Source organism: Burkholderia sp. IDO3 (assembly GCF_003366075.1).
Taxonomy (GTDB): Bacteria; Pseudomonadota; Gammaproteobacteria; order Burkholderiales; family Burkholderiaceae; genus Burkholderia; species Burkholderia anthina.
Map to the genome: position 1 here is coordinate 2,913,819 of NZ_CP028963.1, position 23,990 is coordinate 2,937,808.

General features: G+C 70.5%; 21 protein-coding genes. 8 read left to right on the forward strand and 13 right to left on the reverse strand.

Going from position 1 to position 23,990, the window contains the following annotated elements; translation table 11 throughout:
- The first annotated feature begins 103 nt into the window (after positions 1-103).
- The 3 genes from kynB (at position 104) to kynA (ending at position 3,045) form a co-directional block, all read left to right on the forward strand.
- Positions 104-745, forward strand: a complete 642-nt coding sequence (kynB, locus tag DCN14_RS28325; RefSeq protein ID WP_096502442.1) for an arylformamidase — start codon at positions 104-106, stop codon at positions 743-745.
- Positions 746-773: 28 nt separating this feature from the next.
- Positions 774-2,024, forward strand: coding sequence for a kynureninase (gene kynU, locus DCN14_RS28330; protein ID WP_096502512.1), 1,251 nt, complete (start codon positions 774-776; stop codon positions 2,022-2,024).
- A 79-nt stretch (positions 2,025-2,103) separates the two neighbouring features.
- Positions 2,104-3,045, forward strand: coding sequence for a tryptophan 2,3-dioxygenase (gene kynA / locus DCN14_RS28335; RefSeq protein WP_096502444.1), 942 nt, complete (start codon positions 2,104-2,106; stop codon positions 3,043-3,045).
- Between the two features lie 21 nt (positions 3,046-3,066).
- Here the strand turns inward: kynA and DCN14_RS28340 are convergent, their stop codons facing one another.
- The 4 genes from DCN14_RS28340 to mdlC form a co-directional block, all read right to left on the reverse strand.
- Entirely contained in the window at positions 3,067-4,464 is a 1,398-nt protein-coding gene (locus DCN14_RS28340) for an MFS transporter (protein ID WP_096502514.1), read from the reverse strand.
- 260 nt (positions 4,465-4,724) lie between these two features.
- On the reverse strand, positions 4,725-5,669 hold the full coding sequence (locus DCN14_RS28345) for a 2-dehydropantoate 2-reductase (RefSeq protein ID WP_096502446.1): 945 nt from the start codon (positions 5,667-5,669) through the stop codon (positions 4,725-4,727).
- A gap of 13 nt (positions 5,670-5,682) precedes the next feature.
- A complete protein-coding gene (locus DCN14_RS28350; RefSeq protein ID WP_096502448.1) occupies positions 5,683-7,134 on the reverse strand; it encodes an aldehyde dehydrogenase in 1,452 nt (483 codons plus the stop codon).
- A gap of 29 nt (positions 7,135-7,163) precedes the next feature.
- The gene (gene mdlC / locus DCN14_RS28355) at positions 7,164-8,771 is read right to left on the reverse strand and encodes a benzoylformate decarboxylase (RefSeq protein WP_096502450.1); all 1,608 of its coding nucleotides are present in this window, start codon (positions 8,769-8,771) and stop codon (positions 7,164-7,166) included.
- 99 nt (positions 8,772-8,870) lie between these two features.
- Here mdlC and DCN14_RS28360 point away from each other — a divergent pair, with 99 nt between their 5' ends.
- From DCN14_RS28360 to DCN14_RS28375, 4 genes are all read left to right on the forward strand, one after another.
- A complete protein-coding gene (locus DCN14_RS28360; protein WP_096502452.1) occupies positions 8,871-9,785 on the forward strand; it encodes a LysR family transcriptional regulator in 915 nt (304 codons plus the stop codon).
- A 201-nt stretch (positions 9,786-9,986) separates the two neighbouring features.
- Positions 9,987-11,381: a D-arabinitol 4-dehydrogenase gene (dalD, locus tag DCN14_RS28365; protein WP_096502454.1), complete on the forward strand. Its 1,395-nt coding sequence runs from the start codon at positions 9,987-9,989 to the stop codon at positions 11,379-11,381.
- A 122-nt stretch (positions 11,382-11,503) separates the two neighbouring features.
- Positions 11,504-12,985, forward strand: a complete 1,482-nt coding sequence (xylB, locus tag DCN14_RS28370) for a xylulokinase (RefSeq protein ID WP_096502456.1) — start codon at positions 11,504-11,506, stop codon at positions 12,983-12,985.
- A gap of 56 nt (positions 12,986-13,041) precedes the next feature.
- Positions 13,042-14,064, forward strand: coding sequence for a sugar-binding transcriptional regulator (locus DCN14_RS28375; protein WP_096502458.1), 1,023 nt, complete (start codon positions 13,042-13,044; stop codon positions 14,062-14,064).
- Between the two features lie 13 nt (positions 14,065-14,077).
- Here the strand turns inward: DCN14_RS28375 and DCN14_RS28380 are convergent, their stop codons facing one another.
- Both DCN14_RS28380 and DCN14_RS38125 read right to left on the reverse strand, forming a co-directional pair.
- Positions 14,078-15,328 carry an MFS transporter gene (locus DCN14_RS28380; protein ID WP_096502460.1) on the reverse strand — a complete coding sequence of 417 codons (1,251 nt, stop codon included), beginning with the start codon at positions 15,326-15,328 and terminating at the stop codon, positions 14,078-14,080.
- Entirely contained in the window at positions 15,325-15,477 is a 153-nt protein-coding gene (locus tag DCN14_RS38125; RefSeq protein ID WP_162826249.1) for a hypothetical protein, read from the reverse strand. Before DCN14_RS38125 ends, DCN14_RS28380 begins: the two co-directional genes overlap by 4 nt.
- Positions 15,478-15,590: 113 nt before the next feature.
- Between DCN14_RS38125 and DCN14_RS28385 the strand changes: the two genes are divergently transcribed.
- Positions 15,591-16,475, forward strand: a complete 885-nt coding sequence (locus tag DCN14_RS28385; protein ID WP_096502462.1) for a LysR family transcriptional regulator — start codon at positions 15,591-15,593, stop codon at positions 16,473-16,475.
- Between the two features lie 13 nt (positions 16,476-16,488).
- Here the strand turns inward: DCN14_RS28385 and ugpC are convergent, their stop codons facing one another.
- The 7 genes from ugpC to DCN14_RS28420 form a co-directional block, all read right to left on the reverse strand.
- Positions 16,489-17,598 carry a sn-glycerol-3-phosphate ABC transporter ATP-binding protein UgpC gene (gene ugpC / locus DCN14_RS28390; RefSeq protein WP_096502464.1) on the reverse strand — a complete coding sequence of 370 codons (1,110 nt, stop codon included), beginning with the start codon at positions 17,596-17,598 and terminating at the stop codon, positions 16,489-16,491.
- Positions 17,599-17,664: 66 nt separating this feature from the next.
- Positions 17,665-18,363 carry an HAD family phosphatase gene (locus DCN14_RS28395; protein ID WP_096502466.1) on the reverse strand — a complete coding sequence of 233 codons (699 nt, stop codon included), beginning with the start codon at positions 18,361-18,363 and terminating at the stop codon, positions 17,665-17,667.
- Entirely contained in the window at positions 18,360-19,211 is an 852-nt protein-coding gene (locus DCN14_RS28400) for a carbohydrate ABC transporter permease (RefSeq protein WP_096502468.1), read from the reverse strand. The genes DCN14_RS28395 and DCN14_RS28400 overlap by 4 nt, the downstream gene beginning before the upstream one ends.
- Positions 19,208-20,155, reverse strand: a complete 948-nt coding sequence (locus DCN14_RS28405; protein ID WP_096502470.1) for a sugar ABC transporter permease — start codon at positions 20,153-20,155, stop codon at positions 19,208-19,210. The genes DCN14_RS28400 and DCN14_RS28405 overlap by 4 nt, the downstream gene beginning before the upstream one ends.
- Positions 20,156-20,257: 102 nt before the next feature.
- Positions 20,258-21,583 carry a sugar ABC transporter substrate-binding protein gene (locus tag DCN14_RS28410; protein WP_096502472.1) on the reverse strand — a complete coding sequence of 442 codons (1,326 nt, stop codon included), beginning with the start codon at positions 21,581-21,583 and terminating at the stop codon, positions 20,258-20,260.
- Between the two features lie 71 nt (positions 21,584-21,654).
- A complete protein-coding gene (locus DCN14_RS28415; RefSeq protein ID WP_096502474.1) occupies positions 21,655-23,013 on the reverse strand; it encodes a D-tagatose-bisphosphate aldolase, class II, non-catalytic subunit in 1,359 nt (452 codons plus the stop codon).
- A complete protein-coding gene (locus DCN14_RS28420; protein ID WP_096502516.1) occupies positions 23,001-23,957 on the reverse strand; it encodes a sugar kinase in 957 nt (318 codons plus the stop codon). Before DCN14_RS28420 ends, DCN14_RS28415 begins: the two co-directional genes overlap by 13 nt.
- Positions 23,958-23,990 lie beyond the last annotated feature (33 nt).

Genomic DNA, 23,990 nt, shown 5'->3' on the forward strand with positions numbered 1-23,990 from the left:
GAATTATCTGCCAATCGGGCGGATTGTCCATGTTTATTTCGCAAGCACTTTCTGCGAGCGTCCACCTATCATTCGAAGGATCGATTCACCGATTCGTCATGCCATGGACACACTCTGGGACATTTCGCCGCCGATCAGCCCCGCCACCCCCGTGTGGCCGGGCGACACGCCGGTTTCCGTCGAACGCGTGTGGCGGATGGAGGCCGGCTCGCCGGTCAACGTCGCCCGCCTGACGCTGTCGCCGCATACCGGCGCGCACTGCGACGCGCCGCTGCACTACGACGCGAACGGCGCGCCGATCGGCGTGGTGCCGCTCGACACCTACCTCGGCCCGTGCCGCGTGATCCACTGCATCGGTGCAGCGCCGGTCGTGCAGCCGGCCGACATCGCGGCCGCGCTCGACGGCGTGCCGCCGCGCGTGCTGCTGCGCACCTATGCACGCGCGAGCGTCGAACACTGGGACAGCGGCTTCTGCGCGGTCGCGCCCGCCACCGTCGACCTGCTCGCCGCGCACGGCGTGAAGCTGATCGGCATCGACACGCCGTCGCTCGACCCGCAGGAATCGAAGACGATGGATGCGCATCACCGCGTGCGGGCGCACCGGATGGCGATCCTCGAAGGGATCGTGCTCGACGACGTGCCGCCCGGCGACTACGAACTGATCGCGCTGCCGCTGAAGTTCGCGACGCTCGACGCGAGCCCGGTGCGCGCGGTGCTGCGCGCGCTGCCCGGCCGCGCCTCCTGATTACCCGAACCCTCTACCCGACATCATGATCAAGACCCGTGAAGACGCGCTCGTCCTCGACCGCGACGACCCGCTCGCCGCGCTGCGCGACCAGTTCGCGCTGCCCGACGGCGTGATCTACCTCGACGGCAACTCGCTCGGCGCGCAGCCGCGCGCATCGGCCGCCCGCGCGCAACAGGTGATCGGCGCCGAATGGGGCGAAGGCCTGATCCGCAGCTGGAACACCGCCGGCTGGTTCGCGCTGCCGCGCCGCCTCGGCGACAAGCTCGCGACGCTGATCGGCGGCGCACCCGGCGAAACCGTCGTGACCGACACCATTTCGATCAACCTGTTCAAGCTGCTGTCGGCGATGCTGCGCCATCAGGCCGAGCGCGCGCCGGAGCGCCGCGTGATCGTGTCGGAGCGCTCGAACTTCCCGACCGACCTGTACATCGCGCAAGGGCTGATCGAGCAGCTCGGCGGCGGCTACGAGCTGCGCCTGATCGACGATCCGGCAGACCTGCCCGCCGCGCTCGGTGCGGACACGGCCGTCGCGATGATCACGCACGTGAACTACCGCACCGGCTACATGCACGACATGCCGGCCGTCACGCAGCTCGTGCACGACGCGGGCGCGCTGATGCTGTGGGATCTCGCGCACTCGGCCGGCGCGGTGCCGGTCGACCTGAACGGCGCGCATGCGGACGGCGCGGTCGGCTGCACGTACAAGTACCTGAACGGCGGCCCCGGTTCGCCGGCGTTCGTGTGGGTGCCGCAACGCCATCTCCCGCATTTCTCGCAGCCGCTGTCGGGCTGGTGGGGCCACCGCGCGCCGTTCGCGATGCAGCCGGGCTTCGCGCCCGATCCGGGCATCGCGCGCTTCCTGTGCGGCACGCAGCCGATCGTGTCGATGTCGATGGTCGAATGCGGGCTCGACGTGTTCCTGCAGACCGACATGCAGACGATCCGCCGCAAGTCGCTCGCGCTGACCGACGCGTTCATCGCGCTCGTCGAAGCGCGCTGCGCCGGCCTGTCGCTGAAGCTCGTCACGCCGCGCGCGCATCACCAGCGCGGCTCGCAGGCAAGCTTCGAGCATCCGCACGGCTACGAGGTGATGCAGGCGCTGATCGCGCGCGGCGTGATCGGCGACTATCGCGAGCCGTACGTGCTGCGCTTCGGCTTCACGCCGCTCTACACGCGCTTCGCCGACGTGTGGGATGCGGTCGAGACGCTGCGCGACATCCTCGCCACCGAAGCGTGGAAGGCACCCGAGTTCGCCGAGCGCGGCGCGGTGACCTGATCGGCGTCGCCCGGCGCGCGCAGGCCGCGCGCCGCGCCCCCGTCATTCAATCCTGGAGAAAGTCGTGAATTCTGGTCATATGCAGCCACCCGGCGACGATGCGCCGGCGGGCTGCCCGTTCTCGGGCGCACGCGCCGCGCAATCGCCGCAAGCCGCTCAGGCCCACGAAGCGCCGCACGTGCCCGGCGATGCCGCCGCGCAAGCCGGCTGGCACGACGCGCAGCTCGATTTTTCGAAGTCGATGAGCTACGGCGACTACCTGTCGCTGAATTCGATCCTCGATGCGCAGCATCCGCTGTCGCCCGATCACAACGAGATGCTGTTCATCATCCAGCATCAGACGAGCGAGCTGTGGATGAAGCTCGCGCTGTTCGAGCTGCGCGGTGCGCTCGATGCCGTGCGCGACGATGCGCTGCCGCCCGCGTTCAAGATGCTCGCGCGCGTGTCGCGCATTCTCGAGCAGCTCGTGCAGGCATGGAACGTACTGTCGACGATGACGCCGTCCGAATATTCGGCAATGCGGCCGTATCTCGGCCAGTCGTCGGGCTTTCAGTCGTACCAGTATCGTCAGCTCGAATTCCTGCTCGGCAACAAGAACGCGCAGATGCTGCAGCCGCATGCACACCGGCCCGACATCCTCGAACAGGTGCGCGCGACGCTCGAGGCGCCGTCGTTCTACGACGAGGTCGTGCGCCTGCTCGCGCGCCGCGGCTTCGCGATCGCGCCCGGGCGGCTCGAACGCGACTGGACGCAGCCGATGCGTCACGACGAAACGGTCGAGGCCGCATGGCTCGAGGTCTATCGTCATCCGCAGCAGCACTGGGAGCTGTACGAAATGGCCGAGGAGCTCGTCGATCTCGAGGATGCGTTCCGCCAGTGGCGTTTCCGTCACGTGACGACCGTCGAGCGCATCATCGGCTTCAAGCAAGGCACGGGCGGCACGAGCGGCGCGCCGTATCTGCGCAAGATGCTCGACGTCGTGCTGTTCCCCGAGCTGTGGCACGTCCGGACCACGCTGTAACGCACGCCATGCGCCCGCGCGTCACGACGACGTGCGGGCCAGTTCCTCTCCTTCGCGCGGCAACGCCCGTTCGCGCGTCAATCGCGGAATGTGCCGCCGCATCGCGAGCAGCGCGACGCAGACCACGCCCATCGCGGCGGCCAGCATCGCCAGGTACGCATTCGCGCCGCCCGTGGTGATCACGATCGCGCCGGCGAACGCGCTGAGGATCGCGCCGAGCCGGCCGAACGCGAGCGCGCTCGCGGTGCCGGTCGCGCGCACCGCCGTCGGATAGATGTACGCGCAGAGCGCATACATCGTCGACTGCACCGCGTTGACGAACAGGCCGTGCAGGCCGAGCCCGGCGATCAGCCAGCCCGTGTGACGCCCCGCATCGACGCCCATCAGCCAGGCCGCGCTCGCGGCGCCGCCGATGCTGCACAGCGCGAGCGGCCAGCGCGAACCGGCATGCGCGATCGCCCACGCGCACAGCAGCGCGCCGATCACGCCGCCGAGGTTGTACGCGGTGAGCCCCGCGCCCGCGACCGCCACGCTGAGCCCGCTCGCGGCCAGCATCGTCGGCAGCCAGCTGAATGCCGCGTACACCGCGAGCAGACACATGAAGAACGCACACCACAGCGCGATCGTGTCGCGCGCCTGGCCGCCGGCGAACAGCGCGCCGAAGCCGCCCCGCGCACCGGGCGCACGCGCATCGCGCAAATCGGTGAACACGGTGCCGGGCGCGACCGGCCGCTGCATGCGTGCGAGCAGCGCGCCGAGTTCCGGCCAGCGCGCGGGGCGGCGCGCCAGATAGCGCGGCGATTCGGGCAGCGCGCGCACGAGCACGAAGCCGAGCACGAGCGGCAGCGCGCCGCCCGCGAAGAACAGCCCGCGCCAGCCGTAGCGCGGCAGCACCTCGTGCGCGAACAACCCGGCCAGCATGCCGCCGAGCGGCACGCACACGATCGTCGCCGTGACCATCATCGTGCGGCGCCGCGCGGGCGTGTATTCGGCCGTCATCGTCGTGGCCGTCGGCAGCGCGCCGCCGATCCCGAGCCCCGCGCAGAAGCGCAGCATCGCGATCGCGGCGACGTTCGGCGCGAAGCCGATCGCGCAGGTCGCGACGCCGAACAGGAACACGCTGCCGATCACGGCCTGGCGGCGGCCGAAGCGGTCCGCGACGAGCCCCGCGCACGCGCTGCCGATGCCCATGCCGATCAGTCCGGCCGCCACCGCGGGCGCGAATGCGCCGCGCGTGATTCCCCATTCGCGGATCAGCACCGGAATCGCGAAGCCGATCAACTGGCCGTCGAAACCGTCGAGCACGATCGCGAGCGCGGCGAGCAGCACCACGCCGCGCTGCATCGCCGTAAACGGCCCGTCGTCGAGTGTCGCGCCGATGTCGACCGACGGCGGCGGCAATCCGTCGCGCGTGCTCATGCGGCCTCCCGTGTGCCGCGCGGCGGCGGCGATGTGCGCGAACGGCGCGCGGCAAGACAACGGCATTCGATGACTTTCATGGCGTCTCCAGTTGCCCGGGCTGGCGCGCAGGCGCGTGCCCGAATCTCGTGCTGCGCGGCCGGCGTCGATGCGCCGGCTCGTTCAGCTTTCCTGTCCAGTCCGTGTCGGCCGCGCGCCGTCCGCCCGCGTGCGGCGCATCCGTGCTGCCGCGCGCCGCGAACCCGCGACCGGCCCGATGCTCAGTCGCTCCGCGCGTCGATCAGCCTGACCAGCGCGAGCAGCGTGTCGGTATGCGGGACCGCGACGCCCGTCTCGCGCGCGGCCGCGACGACCCTGCCGCTGATCGCGTCGATCTCCGTGCGGCGGCCCGCGAGCACGTCCTGCAGCATCGACGGCCGGTGGCCGCGATGTTCGCGGATCGCATGCCCGACGTTGCGCGCGATGCGCTCGCCGTCGACGCCGATGCCTTTCGCACGCGCGACGGCGGCCGTCTCGGCCGCGATCGCCAGCGCGAGCCGCAGCCCGTCGTCATGGCGGCCGAGCTGGTCGACCGTGCAGCGCGTCGTCGCGCACAGCGTGTTGAGCGCGGCGTTGAACGCGACCTTCTCCCAGATTGCGGCCCACACGTCGGCATCGAGCGAGCAGGCGAGCCCGGCATCCGACAATGCGGCGGCCACCGTCGCCGCGAACGGGCGCGCCGCACCGTCGGCCGTCATCATGCGGATCGTGCCGGCACCGTGCGAGCGCACATGCCCGGGGCCGGCGACGTCGGCCGGCCACGTCGTGACGCCGACCAGAATGCGTTCGAGCGGCACGAACGCGTTCAGCGTCTCGACGTTGCCGAGCCCGTTCTGCAGCGTCAGCACGGACGTCTGCGGGCCCAGCAACGCGCGCACGCCGTCGAGCGCCGCGCGCGTATGCGTCGATTTGGTGAAAACGATCAGCAGATCGAACGGCGTGTCGGGCGATGCAAGCGCCGCCGCATGCGCGGCTTCGGGTCGCACGGCATGCAGCGTGCGGATGCGGCGTTCGCCGCGATCGTCGTCGATGCGCAAACCGTCGCGACGAATCGCGTCGAGATGCGCGTCGTTCACGTCGATCAACGTGACGGCCTCGCCCCGCTCGGCCAGCAAGCCGCCGAACAGCGAGCCCATCGCGCCCGCGCCGAGAATCGCAATCTTCATCGTCGGCGGCCTCTCAGAACGGATAGTGACGCGGCGCGGTCTGCACGGTGATCCAGCGCAGGTCCGTGAACGCGGCGATCCCGGCCTTGCCGCCGAAATGGCCGAAGCCGCTGTCCTTCACGCCGCCGAACGGCATCTGCGCCTCGTCGTGCACGGTCGGGCCGTTCACGTGGCAGATGCCCGATTCGATGCGTGCCGCGACGCGCATCGCACGCGCGATGTCGCGGCTGAACACGGCCGACGACAGCCCGAACGCGTTGTCGTTCGCGCAGCGGATCGCCGCCTCTTCGCCGTCGACGCGCACGATGCCCTTTACCGGCCCGAACGATTCCTCCGCATAGATCCGCATCGCGGGCGTCACGCGATCGATGAGCGTCGCCGGGAACAGCGTGCTGCCGGACTTGCCGCCGCACGCGAGCGTCGCGCCGTGCGCGAGCGCATCGTCGATCAGCGCGTTGCAGCGCTCGACGGCCTTCATGTCGATCAGCGAGCCGAGCACGACGGGCCCGTGGCGCGGGTCGCCGAGCGGCAGCGAGGCCGCCTTGTCGGCGAGCTTCGCGACGAACGCATCGGCGATCGATGCGTCGACGACGAACCGTTCGGTCGACATGCAGATCTGCCCGGAATTCGCGAACGCGCCGAATGCGGCCGCTGCCACCGCCGCGTCGAGATCGGCATCGTCGAGCACGACGAACGGCGCCTTGCCGCCGAGTTCGAGCACCGCCGGTTTCAGGTGGCGCGCGCACGCTTCGGCGACGATCCGCCCGACGCGCGTCGATCCGGTGAAGTTCACGCGGCGCACGGCCGGATGCGCGATCAATGCATCGACGACGGCACCCGCATCGTCGGGCGCGTTCGTCACGAAGTTCACGACACCCGGCGGCAAACCGGCCTCCTGCAACGCCTCGACGATCAGCCCGTGCGTGACCGGACACAGTTCCGAGCCCTTCAGCACGACCGTGTTGCCGCACGCGAGCGGCAGCGCGAGCGCGCGCGTCGCGAGGATCACCGGCGCGTTCCACGGCGCGATGCCGAGCACGACGCCGGCCGGCTGCCGCACGCCCATCGCGAGCGAGCCGGGCACGTCGGACGGAATCAGCTCGCCGCCGATCTGCGTGGTCAGCGACGCGGCCTCGACGAGCCCGCTCGCGGCAAGGTGCACGTTGAAGCCGGCCCACAGCGCCGACGCGCCGGTTTCGGCCGCCATCGCGGCGACAAACTGGTCGTGCTTCGCTTCGAGTGCGGCGGCGGCCTTGAGCAGCAGCGCGCGGCGCGCGCCGGGACCAAGTGCCGCCCAGTCGGGAAACGCACGAGCCGCCGCGTCGGCCGCCGCGCGTGCATCGTCGACCGTGCACGCGGGTGCGGTCGACGCAATTTCGCCGTCGAGCGGGTTGCGGCGCACGAACGTCGCGCCGCTGGACGAATCGCGGCGTACGCCGCCGATCAGCATCGATACGGTTTGCATGGAGTCTCCGGAACGACGCGCGCTGCGCGTCAGGCCACTTCGATTTCGACGACGACGGGCGCGGCGGCGCGCAGCGCGTCGGTCAACGTGTCGTGCAGGCGCGCGGCGTCGGCCACGCGAATGCCGCGGCAGCCCATCCCTTGCGCCAGCGCGACGAAATTCAGGTCGGGCAGATCGGTGCCCTGCACCGGATCGTCGGGGCCGAAGCCGAACACCGGCGCGAAATCCTGCAGCGCCGCATAGCGACGATTGTTCAGGATCACGAACGTGATCGGCAACTTCAGCTGCGCGGCGCTCCACAACGCCTGGATCGAATACAGGCTCGACCCATCGCCGATCAGCGCGATCACGCGCTGCCCCGGCCGCGCGAGCGCGACGCCGACCGCCGCCGGCATCCCGTAGCCGAGCCCGCCGCTGTCCATCGTGTAGAACGTGCCGCTGCGCGTGAACGGCAGATGCGCCTGCATCACGGGCCGCGCGCTCGGCGCCTCCTCGACGACGATGTCGTGTGCGTCGCGTACGTCGGCGAGCGTCTGCAGCGCGAACGCCACCGACATCCGTTCGCCGGCGGGCGGCATGGCGACGCGCGGGCGCGCCGGACTCGGCGCCGGCATCGGCCGCTCCGGCGGCGCCGGTCGCGCCAGCAGGTCGCGCGCCGCGAGCCGCAGGTTGCCGACCACCGCGTCGCCCGACGGCGTCCACGCCGCGATGCCGGGATCGTCGACGAGCTGCACGAGCGCGGCGCCCGGCGGCACGTGCGGGCCGAATCCCTCGATGTGATAGGTGAACGCGGGCGCGCCGAACGCGAACACGAGGTCGTGCCCGTCGAGCCGCGCGACGATCTTCTCGCGGATCGCGGGCAGGAAGCCGGCGAACAGCGGATGGTCCTCGGGAAAGCTGCAGCGCCCCGACATCGGCGCGACGTACACGCGCGCACGGTGCCGCTCGGCGAGCCGCACGACGTCGTCCCACGCGCCGGCGCGATCGACGGCCGCGCCGACCACCAGCGCGGGACGCCGCGCGGCATCGAGCGCGTCGGCGAGCCGCGCGAGCGCGTCGGGATCGGGCCGCACGATGCTGCTCACGGCGCGGGGCGGCAGCAACGCGGCCGGCTGGTCCCAGTCGTCGACCGGAATCGACACGAACACCGGCCCGCGCGGCTCCTGCATCGCGATCCGGTACGCACGCGCGATCGCCGCCGGCACGTCCTGCGCCCGGGCGGGCTCGATGCTCCACTTCACGTACGGCTTCGGCAGCTCGGCGGCCTGCGTCGCGCCGAGAAACGGATCGAACGGCAGGATCGCGCGCGCCTGTTGGCCGGCGGTGACGATCAGCGGCGTACGGTTCTTGAACGCGGTGAACAGGTTGCCCATCGCGTTGCCGACACCGGCCGCCGAATGCAGGTTCACGACGGCCGCGTTGCCGGTGGCCTGCGCATGGCCGTCCGCCATCCCGACCACGACGGCCTCCTGCAGGCCGAGCACGTAGCTGAAATCGGCGGGGAAATCGCGGAACATCGGCAGCTCGGTCGAGCCGGGATTGCCGAACACGCGGTCGATGCCGAACTGGCGGAACAGGTCGATGACGGCGTCGCGGACGGTGATCGGTGCGGCGGAATGGGACGGGGTGCCGGACATGCTCGGGCGTCTCCTCGGTGGCTTGGCGGTTTCCACAGTATCGAAGCGCTGGTCATTCGCGGATACTGTATTTTTTGCGAAAAGCCATTACGTTTCGGCATGACTTTCGATCTCCGACAATTGCGGGCATTCACGACCATCGTCGCGTGCGGCAGCCTCGGCCGCGCGGCCGACGCGCTGCACGTCACGCAGCCGGCGCTGAGCCGGATCCTGAAGCGGCTCGAGGACCAGGTCGGCGCGCCGCTGTTCGAGCGCCATTCGAAAGGCGTGCAGCTCACCGCGTTCGGCGACGCGCTGCTGCCGCACGCGACGCTGCTGCAGCACGAGGCCGAGCACGCGCGCGAGGAGCTCGACGCGATGCGCGGCTTCGCGAAGGGCACGATCAAGGTCGGCGCGGTGGGCAGCATCGCGAGCCTCGTGCTGCCGGTCGCGGTCGGCCGCGTGCTCGACCGCTGGCCGAACCTGCGCGTCGAGATCCTCGAAGGCGTATGGGACCGGCTCGCGGAAGGGCTGCACAAGCACGAGATCGATCTCGCGCTGTCCGCGCACGGGCCCGACACCGACGAGATCGTCGCGATTCCCGAGTGCCGCTGGGAAGATCGCAGCCATATCGTTGCGGCGCCGCACCATCCGCTGCGCGCGCTCGGCCGCGCGCCGACGCTCACCGACACGCTGCACGCGCGCTGGGCGATTCCGCCGCGCGGCACCGCGCCGTTCGACCACATGCGCGCGACCTTCGACGCGCACGGGCTGGCGCTGCCCGACATCGCGGTCGAGACGCGCTCGGTCACGACGCTGAAGAGCCTCGTCGCGCATGCGGACTTCCTGAGCTGGATGGCCGAGCCGATGTACGGCGCCGAACGGCGCGCCGGCACGATCGACACGCTGCCCGTGCGCGAAGTCGTCGCGGTACGCACGCTCACCGCATTCCGCCGCCGCCACGGCATCCTGCCCGGCCCGGCCGGCAAGCTGCTCGACGAACTCGTCGCATTGACGCGCGCCGACGGGCGCTGACGCCCACCCCGCTGCTGCCGCGCGGCGCCCGCGCATCGCCGGCCGCCGCAGCGCACCATCGAAATGCCACGCCGTTGCCTTGACTTTCGCTTGCCCGAATACGATCATTCGCTCACATGAAGAGCAAATGATCGTATTCGTCAGCATGGATCGCGGCGGCAGCCAGGCCGAGCGCGATCCGCTCGCGACAGGAGACACCTGATGACCGCATCGCCCTCCGCCCGCACGCCCGTGCTGCTGCACATCGGTGCCGGCTCGTTCCACCGCGCGCACCAGGCGTGGTATCTGCACCGCGTGAACGCGGCCGTGCCGGCCGACGAACGCTGGTCGCTGACCGTCGGCAACATCCGCGACGACATGCGCGCGACGATGGATGCGCTCGCCGCGCAACACGGCGAATACACGCTGGAAACCGTCACGCCGCAAGGCGAGCGCGCGTACGAGACGATCCGCGCGATCTCGTGCGTGCTGCCGTGGTCGATCGACCTCGCCGCACTGGTCGACGCCGGCGCCGACCCGGCGTGCCGGATCGTGTCGTTCACCGTCACCGAGGGCGGCTACTACCTCGACGAACACAACCGGCTCGACCTCGCGAACGCGGATCTCGCGGCCGATCTGCAGGGCGCGCGCACGACGCTGTACGGCGCGCTCGCGGCGCTGCTCGCCGAACGCGTGAAGCGCGACGCGGGCCCGCTCACGCTGCAAAGCTGCGACAACCTGCGCAACAACGGCGCGCGCTTTCGCGCGGGCATGCGCGAATTCCTCGAACGGCGTGGCCAGACCGACCTGCTCGCATGGTTCGACGCCCATGTCGCGACGCCGAGCGCGATGGTCGACCGCATCACGCCGCGCCCGACCGACGACGTGCGCGAACGCGTGCGCGCGGCAACCGGCGTCGACGATGCGTGCCCGGTGATGGGCGAATCGTTCATCCAGTGGGTGATCGAGGACCGCTTCGCGGCCGGCCGGCCGCGCTGGGAGCTGGCCGGCGCGGAACTGGTCGACGACGTGCATCCGTACGAGGAAGCGAAGATCCGCATCCTCAACGCGACGCACAGCTGCATCGCATGGGCCGGCACGCTCGCCGGCCACACGTATATCCACGAAGGCACGCACGACGCGGCGATCCGCCACTTCGCGCACGACTACGTGACGCAGGACGTGATCCCGTGCCTCACCCCGAGCCCGCTCGACCTCGAACGCTATCGCGACGTCGTGCTCGAACGCTTCGGCAACCCGTACGTGCTCGACACGAACCAGCGCGTCGCGGCCGACGGCTTCTCGAAGATTCCCGGCTTCATCGCGCCGACGCTCGTCGAGTCGTTCGCGCGCGGCGCGGCGCCGGTCGCCACCGCCGTATTGCCGGCGCTGTTCCTGCGCTTTCTCGAACGCCGGGCACGCGGCCTCTTGCCGTATGCCTACCAGGACGGCGTAATGGACGAAGGCGCCGCGCGCGCGATCGTGGAAGCCGACGACCCGGTCGTCGCGCTGTGCGCGAGCCGCGCGCTGTGGGGCTCGCTCGCCGGCAACGCCGCGCTGTTCGACGCGCTGCGCGCGGGGCTCGCACGCGTGGACGCATGGCTCGCGCAGCGCTGACGCGGCCCGATACCCGGCAGCCGGCCGCTGGCAAGCGGCCGCGCATCCGGGCGAACCTGCGTTGGCATGCACGCGTGCGTGCGGCTAAAGTAGCGGCTCCTCACTGACGGAACGGATCGCTCATGTATCTCGGCATCGACCTCGGCACCTCGGAAGTGAAGGTGCTGCTGCTGGCCCCCGACGGCACGGTGGTCGGCACCGCGGGCACGCCGTTCAGCGTGTCGCGGCCGCATCCGCGCTGGGCGGAACAGCATCCGGACGACTGGTGGCAGGGCACGCTCGCCGCGCTCGCGGCGCTGCGCGAACGGCATCCTCACGCATTCGCGCAGGTGCGCGGGATCGGCCTGTCGGGCCAGATGCACGGCGCGGTGCTGCTCGGCCGCGACGACCGCGTGCTGCGCCCGGCGATCCTGTGGAACGACATGCGCAGCGCCGACGAATGCGCGCTGCTCACCGAACGCGCGCCCGATCTGCACGCGCTGGCCGGCAACCTGGCGATGCCCGGCTTCACCGCGCCGAAGCTGCTGTGGGTCGCGAAGCACGAACCCGACGTGTTCGCCGCCACCGCGTGCGTGCTGATGCCGAAGGATTACCTGCGCTTCCGGCTCACGGGCGCGAAGGTGTCCGACCCGTCCGACGCGGCCGGCACGCTGTGGCTCGACGTCGCGCGCCGCGACTGGTCCGACGCGCTGCTCGCCGCATGCGACATGACGCGCGACCAGATGCCGCGCATCGTCGAAGGCAACGCGCCGTCCGGCACGCTGCGCGCGGATGTCGCGCGCGAACTCGGGCTGTCGGAGGCCGTCGTCGTGGCGGGCGGCGGCGGCGACAACGCGACGAGCGCGCTCGGCATCGGCGCGATCCATGCGGGCGACGGCTTCGTGTCGCTCGGCACGTCGGGCGTGCTGAGCGTGGTCGGCGACCGCTTCATGCCGAATCCGGCGTCGGCCGTGCATGCGTTCTGTCACGCGATTCCCGATCGCTGGCAATTGATGAGCGTCGTGCTGTCGGCCGCGAGCTGCCTGCGCTGGGTCTGCAAGCTGACCGGCACCGACGAGCCCGCGCTGCTCGCCGAAATCGAAGCGCTCGACGCCGATGCGCTCGCGACGGCGCCGCTGTTCCTGCCCTACCTGTCGGGCGAGCGCACGCCGCACAACGATCCGTACGCGCAGGGCGTGTTCTTCGGGATGACGCATGCGACCGAACGCGCGCATCTCGGCTACGCGGTGCTCGAAGGCGTGACGCTCGGCCTCGCCGACGGCCTCGATGCGCTGCATACGGCCGGCGTGGAAACCGACCGGCTGTCGCTGATCGGCGGCGGCGCACGCAGCGCGTTCTGGGCGCAACTGATCGCCGATGCGCTGAACGTGCATACGCGCCAGCACGGCGGCGGCGAAACGGGCGCGGCGCTCGGTGCGGCACGACTCGGCTGGCTCGCCGTCGGCGGCGATCCGCATGCGGTGCTGACCAAGCCGCCGGTGCGCGCCGAATACGCGCCCGACGCCGCGCGTCACGTGCTGCTGCGCGAGCGCCTCGACGCATTCCGCGCGCTGTACCGTCACGTGCGCCCGCTTTACGAACCGTCGCGCGCGCGGCTCGCGTAAGCGCCGCCGCGACGCGCAGCGGCCCTCGGCCGCGCGCCCGACATACGTTACAGTGGATGCCGTTGCGCCGCCCGACGGCCGGCCCGCGGGGGCGGCCCCCAGATCCGAACCGAACCGCTATCGTGTCCAAGTCCTCAGAAAAACTCGATCTCGCCACGCGTGCCGCGTGGCTCTACTACGTCGCGGGCGACACGCAGAACGAAATCGCCGAGAAGCTGCAGGTGTCGCGCCCGGTCGCGCAGCGCCTCGTCGCGTTCGCGGTCGAGAAGAATTTGATCCGCGTGCGCGTCGATCATCAGCTCGCCGACTGTCTCGACCTCGGCGCGCAGTTGTCGAAACGCTATGGCCTCGCGATGTGCGAAGTCGTGCCCGTCGATGCCGACGCGCCCGAAGCGATCGACCGCAAGCTCGCGGTCGCCGGCGCGCAGGTGATGGAGCGCTACCTGAACGAGACGCGGCCGATGGTGATCGCCGTGAGCAGCGGCCGGACGCTGAAGGCCGCAGTCGCACAGATCGCGCAGATCGACCGGCCGCAGCACCGCCTCGTATCGATGGTCGGCGCGATCGCGGCCGACGGCTCGTCGAACCGCTACGACGTCGCGCAGTACATCTCCGAAAAAACCGGCAGCAAGCACTTCCTGCTGCCCGCGCCGCTGTTCGCCGACAGCGCCGCCGAGCGCGCGCAATGGTGCAATCACCGGCTGTACCGGATCGTCGATGCGCTGTCGGGCCAGGCCGACGTCGCGTTCGTCGGGGTCGGCAACATCGGCCCGCACTGCCCGCTCTACGAAGACGGCTTCATCACCGAGCAGGAGCGCGACGAGATGACCGCGCTCGGCGCGGTGGCCGAACTGCTCGGCGTGCCGATCGATGCGCAGGGCAAGCGGATCGACGTCTCGACGAGCGGACGCGTGACGAGCGTCGCGCTCGGCACGCCGCCCAGGCGCCCGACGATCGCATTCGCCGGCGGCCCGAAGAAGCGCGACGCGGTGATCGCCGCGCTGCGCGGCGGCTGGCTGTCGGGGCTCGTCACCGACGAAACCTGCGCACGCGCGGCGCTCGAAGCGAAGGCGGCCTGACGCCGCCGCAGGCTCACGCGGCAACGGCCGCGCGCGGTGCCGGAAACGCATGCCGGTGCGCGCGCCATGCGCCGAGCCACGCCGCCGCCAGCAGCGCGACGAGCACCCACGGAATCGACCCCGCGCCCGTCGCGCCGAGCAGCATGCCGCCCGCGATGCCGCCGCCCGCGATCGCGAGGTTCCACACCGTCACCAGCATCGACTGCGCGACATCGGCCGCGTCGCCGGCCGCGTTCGCGGTGGCCGTCTGGAACAGCGTCGGCGCGCCGCCGAACGCGAGCCCCCACAACGCGACACCCGCATAGACGATCGTCATCCCGGCACCCGCACCGAGCATCGCCGCAGCAAGCGCGAACAGCGCGATGCTCGCGAGCGTCAGCCGCCGCTGCGCGGCGCCGATCCATGCGCCCGTCAGGGCGATGCCGACCAGCGACGCGACGCCGAACACGAACAGCACCGCATCGACTTGCGCGCCCATCCGCACGCCCGCGAGAAACGGTGCGATGTACGTGTACAGCATGTTGTGCGCGAGCACGTACGCGAACATCACGACCAGCACCGGCCGCACGCCCGGCAGCGTGAGCGCGCCGAGCACCGGCTCGCGTGTGCCGGCCTGCTGCCCCGGATAGTCGGGCACGCGCAGCCGGATCCAGCCGATCAGCGCGAGCGCCGCGACCGTGATGCCCGCGAACGCGATGCGCCAGCCGAACATCGCGCCGAGCGCGGTCCCGGCCGGGATGCCGATCGACATCGCGACCGGCGCACCGAGCATCGCGACCGCGATCGCGCGGCCGCGCGCCGACGCGTCGACCATCCGGCTCGCATAGCCGGCCAGCAGCGCCCACAGCAGCCCGGCCGACATGCCCGCGACGAAGCGCGCGGCAAGCGTGAGCGCGTAGTACGGCGACGCGGCCGTCAGCGCATTCGACACGACGAAGCCGGCCAGCGCCGCGATCAGCAGCGGGCGCCGGCGCATCGCGCGCGTCGCGGCGACGAGCGGAATCGCCGCGACGATCGAGCCGAGCGCATAGACGGTCACGAGCTGGCCGATCAGCGCCTCGGTCACGTGCAGGTCGACGCTCATCAACGGCAGCAGGCCGGCCGGCAACGCTTCGGTGAGGATCGTGATGAAGCCGGCGGTCGCCAGCGCCAGCAGGTTCGCGACCGGCAGGCGCGCGCGCACCGGGGCAGACGAACCCGATGCCGGATCGGCCGCCCGGTCGGAGACGGACGCGGAGTCGGAAACGGATACGCATTCGCTCATGCCGCGCTCCGGTCGTCGACGCGATGCCCCGCATCGCGCACGTCGGCGACGGCGCGCCCGTGCATTCCTTCGTACCGCATCTCGGCCCGCGCGCGATCGGGCGCGGCGTCCGGTTCGCCGCGATGGGCAGTGACAAGCAGGGATGACATGGCGTGACCTTGAACGATGAAGGAACGCCCATCGTAGGGAGCCGGCGCGGGAAGAAAAACCGGGTTAGAGTTCCGGACACTCCGGACATCGGTGTCCGCAATCGGGAACCTCCATGGAAAATCTTGGCGGCTTCGTCGTGTTCGTCCAGGTCGCGGAAACGCGCAGCTTCGTTGCGGCCGGCCGCGCGCTCGGGCTGTCGGCGTCCGCGATCGGCAAGCGCATCGCGCGGCTCGAGGCCCGGCTGAACGTGCGGCTCTTTCACCGCAGCACGCGCAGCATCACGCTGACCGCGGAAGGCGCGCGCTTTCTCGAACGATGCCGGCGCGTGATCGCGGAGATCGATGCGGCCGAGCAGGAATTGACGCACAGCGCCGAAGCGCCGCGCGGGCGACTGCGCATGAGCCTGCCGACGATCGGCACGCTGCTGCTGCCGGTGCTCGCCGATTTCATGGCCGCGTATCCGGAGATCGAGCTCGACATCGACTTCAACGACCGGATCGTCGACGTGGTCGACGAAGGCTTCGACGTGGTGCTGCGCACCGGCCGGCCGACGGATTCGCGGCTGTCGTCGCGGCTGCTCGGCTACTTCCGCCAGCACCTCGTCGCGTCGCCCGACTACCTCGAGCGGCACGGCACGCCGCGCACGCCGGCCGATCTCGCGCAGCACCGCTGCCTGCACTTCCGCTTCCCGAGCAGCGGCAAGCTCGAGATCTGGCCGTTGCGCGCGCCGCGCGCCGGCACGCCGCCGGAGGTGCCGGTATCGATGGTCAGCAACAACGCGGAAACACGCCTGTGCTTCACGCTGCGCGGGCTCGGCATCGCGTGTCTGCCCGAGTTCTTCGTGCGCGACGCGCTCGACGACGGCACGCTGCGCGCGGTGCTCGCCGAGCACGTCGCGAGCCGCACGCCGGTCTACGTGCTGTGGCCGTCAGGCCGCCATCCGACGCCGAAGCTGCGCGCGTTCGTCGACCACCTGGCCGCGCACCTGCGCCTCTGACCGGCGCGCGCCCTCACGCCGCCTTCGCGTGCACGCTGAGCCGCCGGAACGCCTGCCCGTTTTCGTCGAACAGGTGGCAGTGCTCGGCCTGCGCATGCACGTGCAGCGCCTCGCCGGTGCGGTACGTGTCGAGCGGCGGAATCCGCGCGATCAGTCCGTCCGGTGCGACGGCCGACTCCGCGTACAGATACGCGGCATCGCCGAGCGATTCGACGGCCATCGTCCGCGCGGCCACACCGGTCGCGGCCTGCCCCACGATCAGGTGCTCGGGCCGCACGCCGACCGTCACCGCCGCACCGCGCTGCAGCCCCGCCGCTTCGACCGCGACGCGCTGCGTCTCGCCGCTGCCGAAGCGCACCAGCACGCCCGTCGCATCGGCCGACTCGACCGTGCCCTTCAGGAAATTCATCTTCGGCGAGCCGATGAAGCCCGCGACGAACTGGTTCGCCGGCGCGTGATACAGCGCGTTCGGCGTGCCGACCTGCTGCACCGCGCCGCCCGACAGCACGACGATCTTGTCCGCGAGCGTCATCGCCTCGACCTGGTCGTGCGTCACGTAGATCATCGTCGTCTTCAGCTCGTCGTGCAGCCGCGCGAACTCCAGCCGCATCTTCACGCGCAGCGCGGCGTCGAGGTTCGACAGCGGTTCGTCGAACAGGAACACCTTCGGCTTGCGCGTGATCGCGCGGCCGATCGCGACGCGCTGCCGCTGGCCGCCCGACAGCTGCTTCGGCTTGCGGTCGAGCAGATGATCGATGTGCAGGATCTTCGCGGCCTGCTTCACCGCCTGGTCGATCTCGGGCTTCTTCGCGCCGGCGAGCTTCAGGCCGAACGCCATGTTGTCGTACAGCGTCATGTGCGGATACAGCGCATACGACTGGAACACCATCGCGATGCCGCGCTTCGCGCTCGGCACGTCGTTGACCTTCGCGCCGTCGATCAGCAGGTCGCCGCTCGAGATGTCCTCGAGCCCGGCGATCATTCGCATCAACGTGGATTTGCCGCAGCCGCTCGGCCCGACGAACACGACGAATTCGCCGTCGGCGATGTCGAGGTTCACGTTGCGCAGCACTTCGGTGTCGTCGTAGCGCTTCGCGATGTTGCGCAGGAGCACGCTTGCCATGGTCTGTCTCCGTTCGTTCGTGATGCGCCGCGTCGTTCGAGCGCGGCGCGCAATCGTTCGTGGTTGCTAGTTCGGCAGCACCGCGCCCGTCGCCTGCCAGCGCGCGACGTAGCCGGGCAGCTCGTGCATGTCGTCGAATACGTGACGCGCGCCGATCCCGCGCAGCGCGTCGATCTGCGCGGCCGACGCATGCCCGCCGCCGACGAAGCCGAGCACGGTCATGCCGGCCGCGGCGGCCGCGGTGATGCCGGTCGCGCTGTCCTCGACGACGAGGCATTGCGCGGGCACGACGCCGAGCGCGTGCGCGGCCGCGAGATACACGTCGGGCGCCGGCTTCGGGCGCGCGACGGCGTCCGCGCAGAACAGCCGGTCGCCGAAGAAGCGCGCGAGGCCGGTGCGCGCGAGCGCCGCCTCGACGTATGCGCGGTAGCTGTTGCTCGCGCATGCCGTGGTCAGCCGGATCGCGGCCAGCGCCGCGTCGATGCCGTCGACCATCGGCGCATTGACGGCCGCCGCCTCGACCGCGCGGCGAATCGCGTCGACGTCGTCGGCCGACAGCGCGCGTCCGGCCGCTTCGCCCGCGCCGGCCAGCACGCGCTCGATGCGCAGCCCGAGCAGCGGCATCACCGCCGGCCGCGCATCGACACCCGGCCAGCGCGCATCGAGCTCGCGCACGATCACGTCGGCGGCCACGGCCTCGCTGTCGATCAGCACGCCGTCGCAGTCGCAGATCAGCACGTTCGTCCCTTCGCCGGCCGCGCTCATTTGACCGCTCCGAACGTGAGACCGCGCACGAGCTGCTTCTGCGACAGCCAGCCGACGATCAGGATCGGCGCGACCGCGAGCAGGGAAGCTGCGGACAGCTTCGCCCAGAACAGGCCCTCGGGGCTCGAGTACGACGCGATGAACACGGTCAGCGGCGCGGCGTTCGAGCTCGACAGGTTGATGCTCCAGAACGCCTCGTTCCACGACAGGATCACGAGCAGCAGCGCGGTGGACGCAAGCCCCGGCAGCGCCATCGGCATCAGCAGGTAGACGATCTCCTGCCACGTCGATGCGCCGTCGATGCGGCCGGCTTCGAGGATGTCCTTCGGGATCTCGTTGAAGTACGTGAAGGTCATCCACACCGCGATCGGCAGGTTGATCAGCGTGTAGACGATCACGAGGCCCGACACGGTATCGAGCAGCCCCGCGTTCTTCCACAGCAGGTAGATCGGCACCAGCACGCCGACCGACGGCATCATCTTGGTCGACAGCATCCACAGCAGCACCTTCTGCGTGCGGTGGTTCGGGAAGAACGCCATCGCGTAGGCGGCCGGCACCGCGAGCAGCAGCGAGATCACCGTGACGCCCGCCGAGATCAGCACCGAATTCCACGCGAACGCGAAGTAGTTGCTGCGTGCGAACACCTCGCGGAAGCTGTCGAGCGTCGGCACGAAGAACAGCGTCGATGCATACGCCTGCTGCTCGGTCTTGAATGCGGTGATCGCCATCCAGAAGATCGGGAAGAACAGCAGCAGCGCGATGAGCCAAGCGAGCGCGCCGGGCAGCGCACGCCGCACGAGGTCGAACGCGGCCGGCGTGCGCCGGCCTTCGAAAGTGAGGTCGCTCATTTCTCGTACTCTCCCTTCAGGTTGCGCGCGAGCATCCGCACGAGGAAGAACGACACGACGTTCGCAACCACGACGGCGATGATCCCGCCCGCGGACGCGAGGCCGACGTCGAACTGCTGCAGGCCGAGCGCATAGATCAGGTACGACAGGTTGGTGGTCGCGTCGCCCGGGCCGCCGCCCGTCGTCGTGTAGATCTCCGCGAAGATCGACAGCAGGAAGATGGTCTCCATCATCACGACCACGGCGATCGCGCGCTTCAGGTGCGGCAGCGTGATGTAGAAGAACATCGCGATCGGGCCGGCGCCGTCGATGCGCGCGGCTTCCTTCTGCTCCTGGTCGAGCGACTGGATCGCGGTGAACAGGATCAGGAACGCGAACGGCAGCCACTGCCACGCGACGATCATGATCACGGCGGTGAGCGGGTAATCGGCGAACCAGTCGATCGGGGTCATCCCGAGCGCGCGCATCGCGGTCGCGACGAGCCCGTACACCGGATGCAGGATCATGTTCTTCCAGATCAGCGCGGCCACCGTCGGCATCACGAAGAACGGCGCGATCGCGAGCAGGCGCGCGATGCCCTGCCCGTAGAACTTGCGGTCGAACAGCACGGCCATCAGCACGCCGCCGACCACCGTGATCGCGAGCACCGCGCCGATCAGCACGAGCGTGTGCCAGATCGCCGGCAGGAACGACGGATCGGTCGCGAGGAAGCGGTAGTTGTCGAGCCCGGCGAAACCCTTCACGTCCGGGTTCAGCAGGTTGTAGCGCGAGAACGAATACCAGATCGTCATCGCGAGCGGAATCGACATCCACAGCAGCAGCACCGCGACGGACGGCGAGACGAGCCAGCGTGCGCCGCCGCGCGCGCGGCGCGGTGCGCCCGGCGGCGACGCCGCATCGCCGACCGACGGCGCGTGGCTCAGGGGAAGACGTAAATGACGCATGATCGGAGTCCCTCCGGTTGAGGCGCGGGTGCGAACGGCCTGCCCGCCTTTCTGCTGGCGCGACCCGCACCGCGCGCGACGACGCGCACGGTGCGGGACGCGTTACTTCTTGTAGCCGGCCTGGCGCACCGCGCGGTCCGCCGCGGCCTGTCCGGCGGCGAGCGCCTGGTCGACCGTCATCTGGCCGGCCACCGCACCGGCGATCGCCTGGCCGACCACCGTGCCGAACGACTGGAATTCAGGAATCCCGACGTACTGCACGCCCGTGTACGGCACCTTCTTCAGCGACGGATCGTTCGGATCGGCCGTCTCGATCGCCTTCAGCACGAAGTCCGAGAACGGCGCGGCGGCCTTGTACTCGGGGCGCTGGTAGGTCGACGTGCGCGTGCCCGGCGGCACCGACGCCCAGCCTTCGTCCTTGCCGACCATCTCGACGTACTGCTTGGAGGTCGCCCACGCGATGAACTTGCGCGCGGCGTCCTGCTGCTTCGACGTCTTCGGCACGGCCAGCGCCCACGCCCACAGCCAGTGCGAGCCCTTCGGCGTGACGGCGACCGGCGCGGCCGCGAAGCCGATCTTGTCGGCAACCTGCGACTGTTGTTTGTTATAGAGCATCCCGGCCGCGACCGTCGCGTCGATCCACATCGCGCACTTGCCCGATGCGGTCAGCGTCAGGTTTTCGTTGAAGCCGTTCGAGCTCGCTCCCGGCGGGCCGTCTTTCTTCAGCAGATTCACGTAGAACGTGATCGCCTTCTTCCACTCGGGCGACGTGAGCTGCGCGTTCCAGTTCTCGTCGAACCAGCGCCCGCCGAACGTGTTCACGACCGTCGACACGTACGCCATGTTCTCGCCCCAGCCGGCCTTGCCGCGCAGGCAGATGCCGTAGGTGCCCTTCGCCTTGTCGGTGAGCTTGTCCGCGAATTCGGCGATCTGGTCGTAGGTCGGCTGGTCGGGCATCTTGAGCCCCTTCGCCGCGAACAGGTCTTTCCGGTAGAACGTCATCGAGCTTTCGACGTAGAACGGCAGCGCGTAGAGCTGGCCGTTGTACGACAGGCTGTCGCGCGCGGTCTTCACGATGTCGTTCAGGTCGTAATCGGCGGGCAGCCCCGTCATCGGCGCGAGCCAGCCGCGCTTGCCCCACTGCGGCGTCTCGTAGGTGCCGATCGCCATCACGTCGAACTGGCCGCTGCCGGTCGTGATGTCGGTGGTCGCGCGCTGGCGCAGCACGTTCTCCTCGAGGATCACCCAGTTCAGCTTGATGTCGGGGTTCGCCTTCTCGAACGCCGGCGACAGCTTCTTCAGCTCGATCATGTCGGGGTTGTTCAGCGTCGCGATCGTCAGCGTGCCGGCGGATGCGGCGCAGGCGGCCGTCGCGAACGCGGCGCCGGCGAAGCAGCGTACGGCGGCGTCGAGCATCTTTCGTTGCATGGCATGTCTCCTGTGATTGTTCGAACTGCGTCGTTATTGCATCGTTATTGCGTCGTTTCCTTCGCGGCCCGTCACGCCGGCCGCTGCATTCCGCACGCGCGCGCATAGTGCGCGATCACGTCGCGTATCCGGTGGCGCACCCATGTGCGCGGCGCTTTCGCGAGGCCGCCCGCGCGGCACGCCGCGTACACGTCCGGCAGCCACTGCGCGACGAGCGTTTCGGGCACCGGTTGCCGCGCGAGGTTGTCGAACAGCTGCTCGACCGCCGCCGCGACGGCCGGCTGCAGCCAGTAGTAACGGATCCGGTCGCTGTAGCTGAACTGGCGCGCGAGCCGCTGCTCGGTCTCGTCGCCGCGGTAGTACGGCGCCCAGTGCTCGGGCTGCGCGCGCATCGCGGCGTCGACCACGTCGCGCAGCCGCGAGCGCTGCGCGGCGTCGTCGATCAGCGCATCCTCGATGAAGGTCAGCGCGAACAGCGCCTCGCGCAGCGCGAAGGTCAGCGCGGGGCCGACCTTCAGCACCGCGAAGTGGTCGCGCACGAGCGCGGCGAGCGCGCCTTCGGTCTGGTAGTCGGTCGAATGCGCTTCGAACACGAGGCGCGGCGTACGCAGGATGCTCGCGCCGAGCGATGCGGCCTTCGTGCTGTCGTAGTCGAGCACGTGGCGATCGTCGAAGTCGACGCCCGGCTGCGCGACGATCGCGACCACGCGCGTCCATGCGTCGTCGAGCCCGGCCGCGGCGAAGGCGCTGCGGTGCGCGTCGAGCGTCGCGGCGATGCTGTCGCTGCGCGTGACCGCGATGTGCGCCATCGCCGCGCCGCCCGCGCCGCCGTCGCCCGCCACTTCGCCGCCCGGCGTCGGCACCTCGGTGCCGATCACGTAGACGGGCGCGGTGCCGGCGCGCGCGGCTGCCGCTTCCGCCGCGCGGCACAGCTCGGCCGCGCGCGCGGCGATCGTGCGATCGTCGAGCCGCGCGGGATCGTCCGCGCAGGCCATGCTCGCGTCGAGGTGGATCTTTTCGAAACCGGCTTCGACGTAGGCCTCGACCATCGCGGCCGCTTCGCGCATCGCATCGGCCGCGCGGCGGTGCCGCCACGGGTTCGGCCCCAGATGATCGCCGCCGAGCACGAGGGCCGACGGCGCGAGCCCGCAGCGCTGCGCGATCGCATCGACGTCGCGCCGGAAGTCGGCGGGCGTCATGCCCGTATAGCCGCCGAGATGATTCACCTGGTTGCAGGTGGCCTCGATCAGCAGCGGCGAGCCGTCCGCGCGCGCGGCTTCGCATGCGGCTTCCAGCACGAGCCGGTGCGCGCTGCAGATCGAATAGATGCCGCGCTGCGCATCCGCGCGATTCGCGTCGAAGATCATCCGCAGCACGGCGTCGGCATGCGCGGTGCGCGTGCGCTCGGCGGTGGGAGTCAGGCCGGACATGCGATACCTCGTTCGGTCAGGAAACGGTCGATCTCGGCGGCGCCGCTGTTGCCCTCCATCGGACCGCGCCGCGTGACCGCGATCGCGCCGGCCGCGTTCGCACGGCGCAATGCCACGTCGATCGGCAGGCCGGCGACGAGACTCGCGACCAGCGTGCCGCCGAAGCAGTCGCCGGCGCCCGTCGGATCGAGTTCGTCGACCGCGCAGGCCTGCGCCTCGACACGGCTCGCGCGATCGAACGCGACGCTGCCGGCCGCGCCGCGCTTGAGCACGACGCGCTCGAGCAACGGATGCGTCGCGAGCAGGCCCGCGATCGCGCGTTCGGCCGGCTGCGGCCCGCAAAAGAACGGCAGGTCGGCCTCGCTCGGCAGGAACAGGTGGCACGCGGCGAGCATCGCGTCGAGCGCCGCGCGCATCGGGCGGAAGCTCAGCATCTCGGGCCGCACGTTCGGATCGAACGACACCTTCGCGCCGACGCGCGCCGCCTCGAACACGCCGCGCTGCACCGCCGCGATCGCCGATTCGCTCGTCAGCGACGAGCCCATCACGTGGAAGTAGCGGCAGCCGTCGAACATCGCGGCATCGACGTCGGATGCATCGACGCAGGCGGCCGCGCTGGTGGACAGCGCAAACACGAAGCTGCGCGACCCGTCGTCGCGATACGCGACGAACGCGGTGCCGGTCGGGCGGGCCACGCGGCGGATGCGCGCCACGTCGACGCCGTCGCGTTCGAGCCGTGCGACGATCGCGTCACCGAACGCATCGCGACCGACGCAGCCCGCGTACGCGACGCGCGCGCCCAGCCGCGCGGCCTGATCGGCGAAGATCGCCGGCGCGCCGCTCGGGAACGGCCCGGCGAACAGGCCCGGCGTGTCGAAACCCTGGCCGCGTTCGGCGGCGACGAATTCGGCCAGCAGTTCGCCGGCGACGACGATCTCGGCCATCATGCGTGCCCTCGTGGTTCGGCGGTTGCGCGT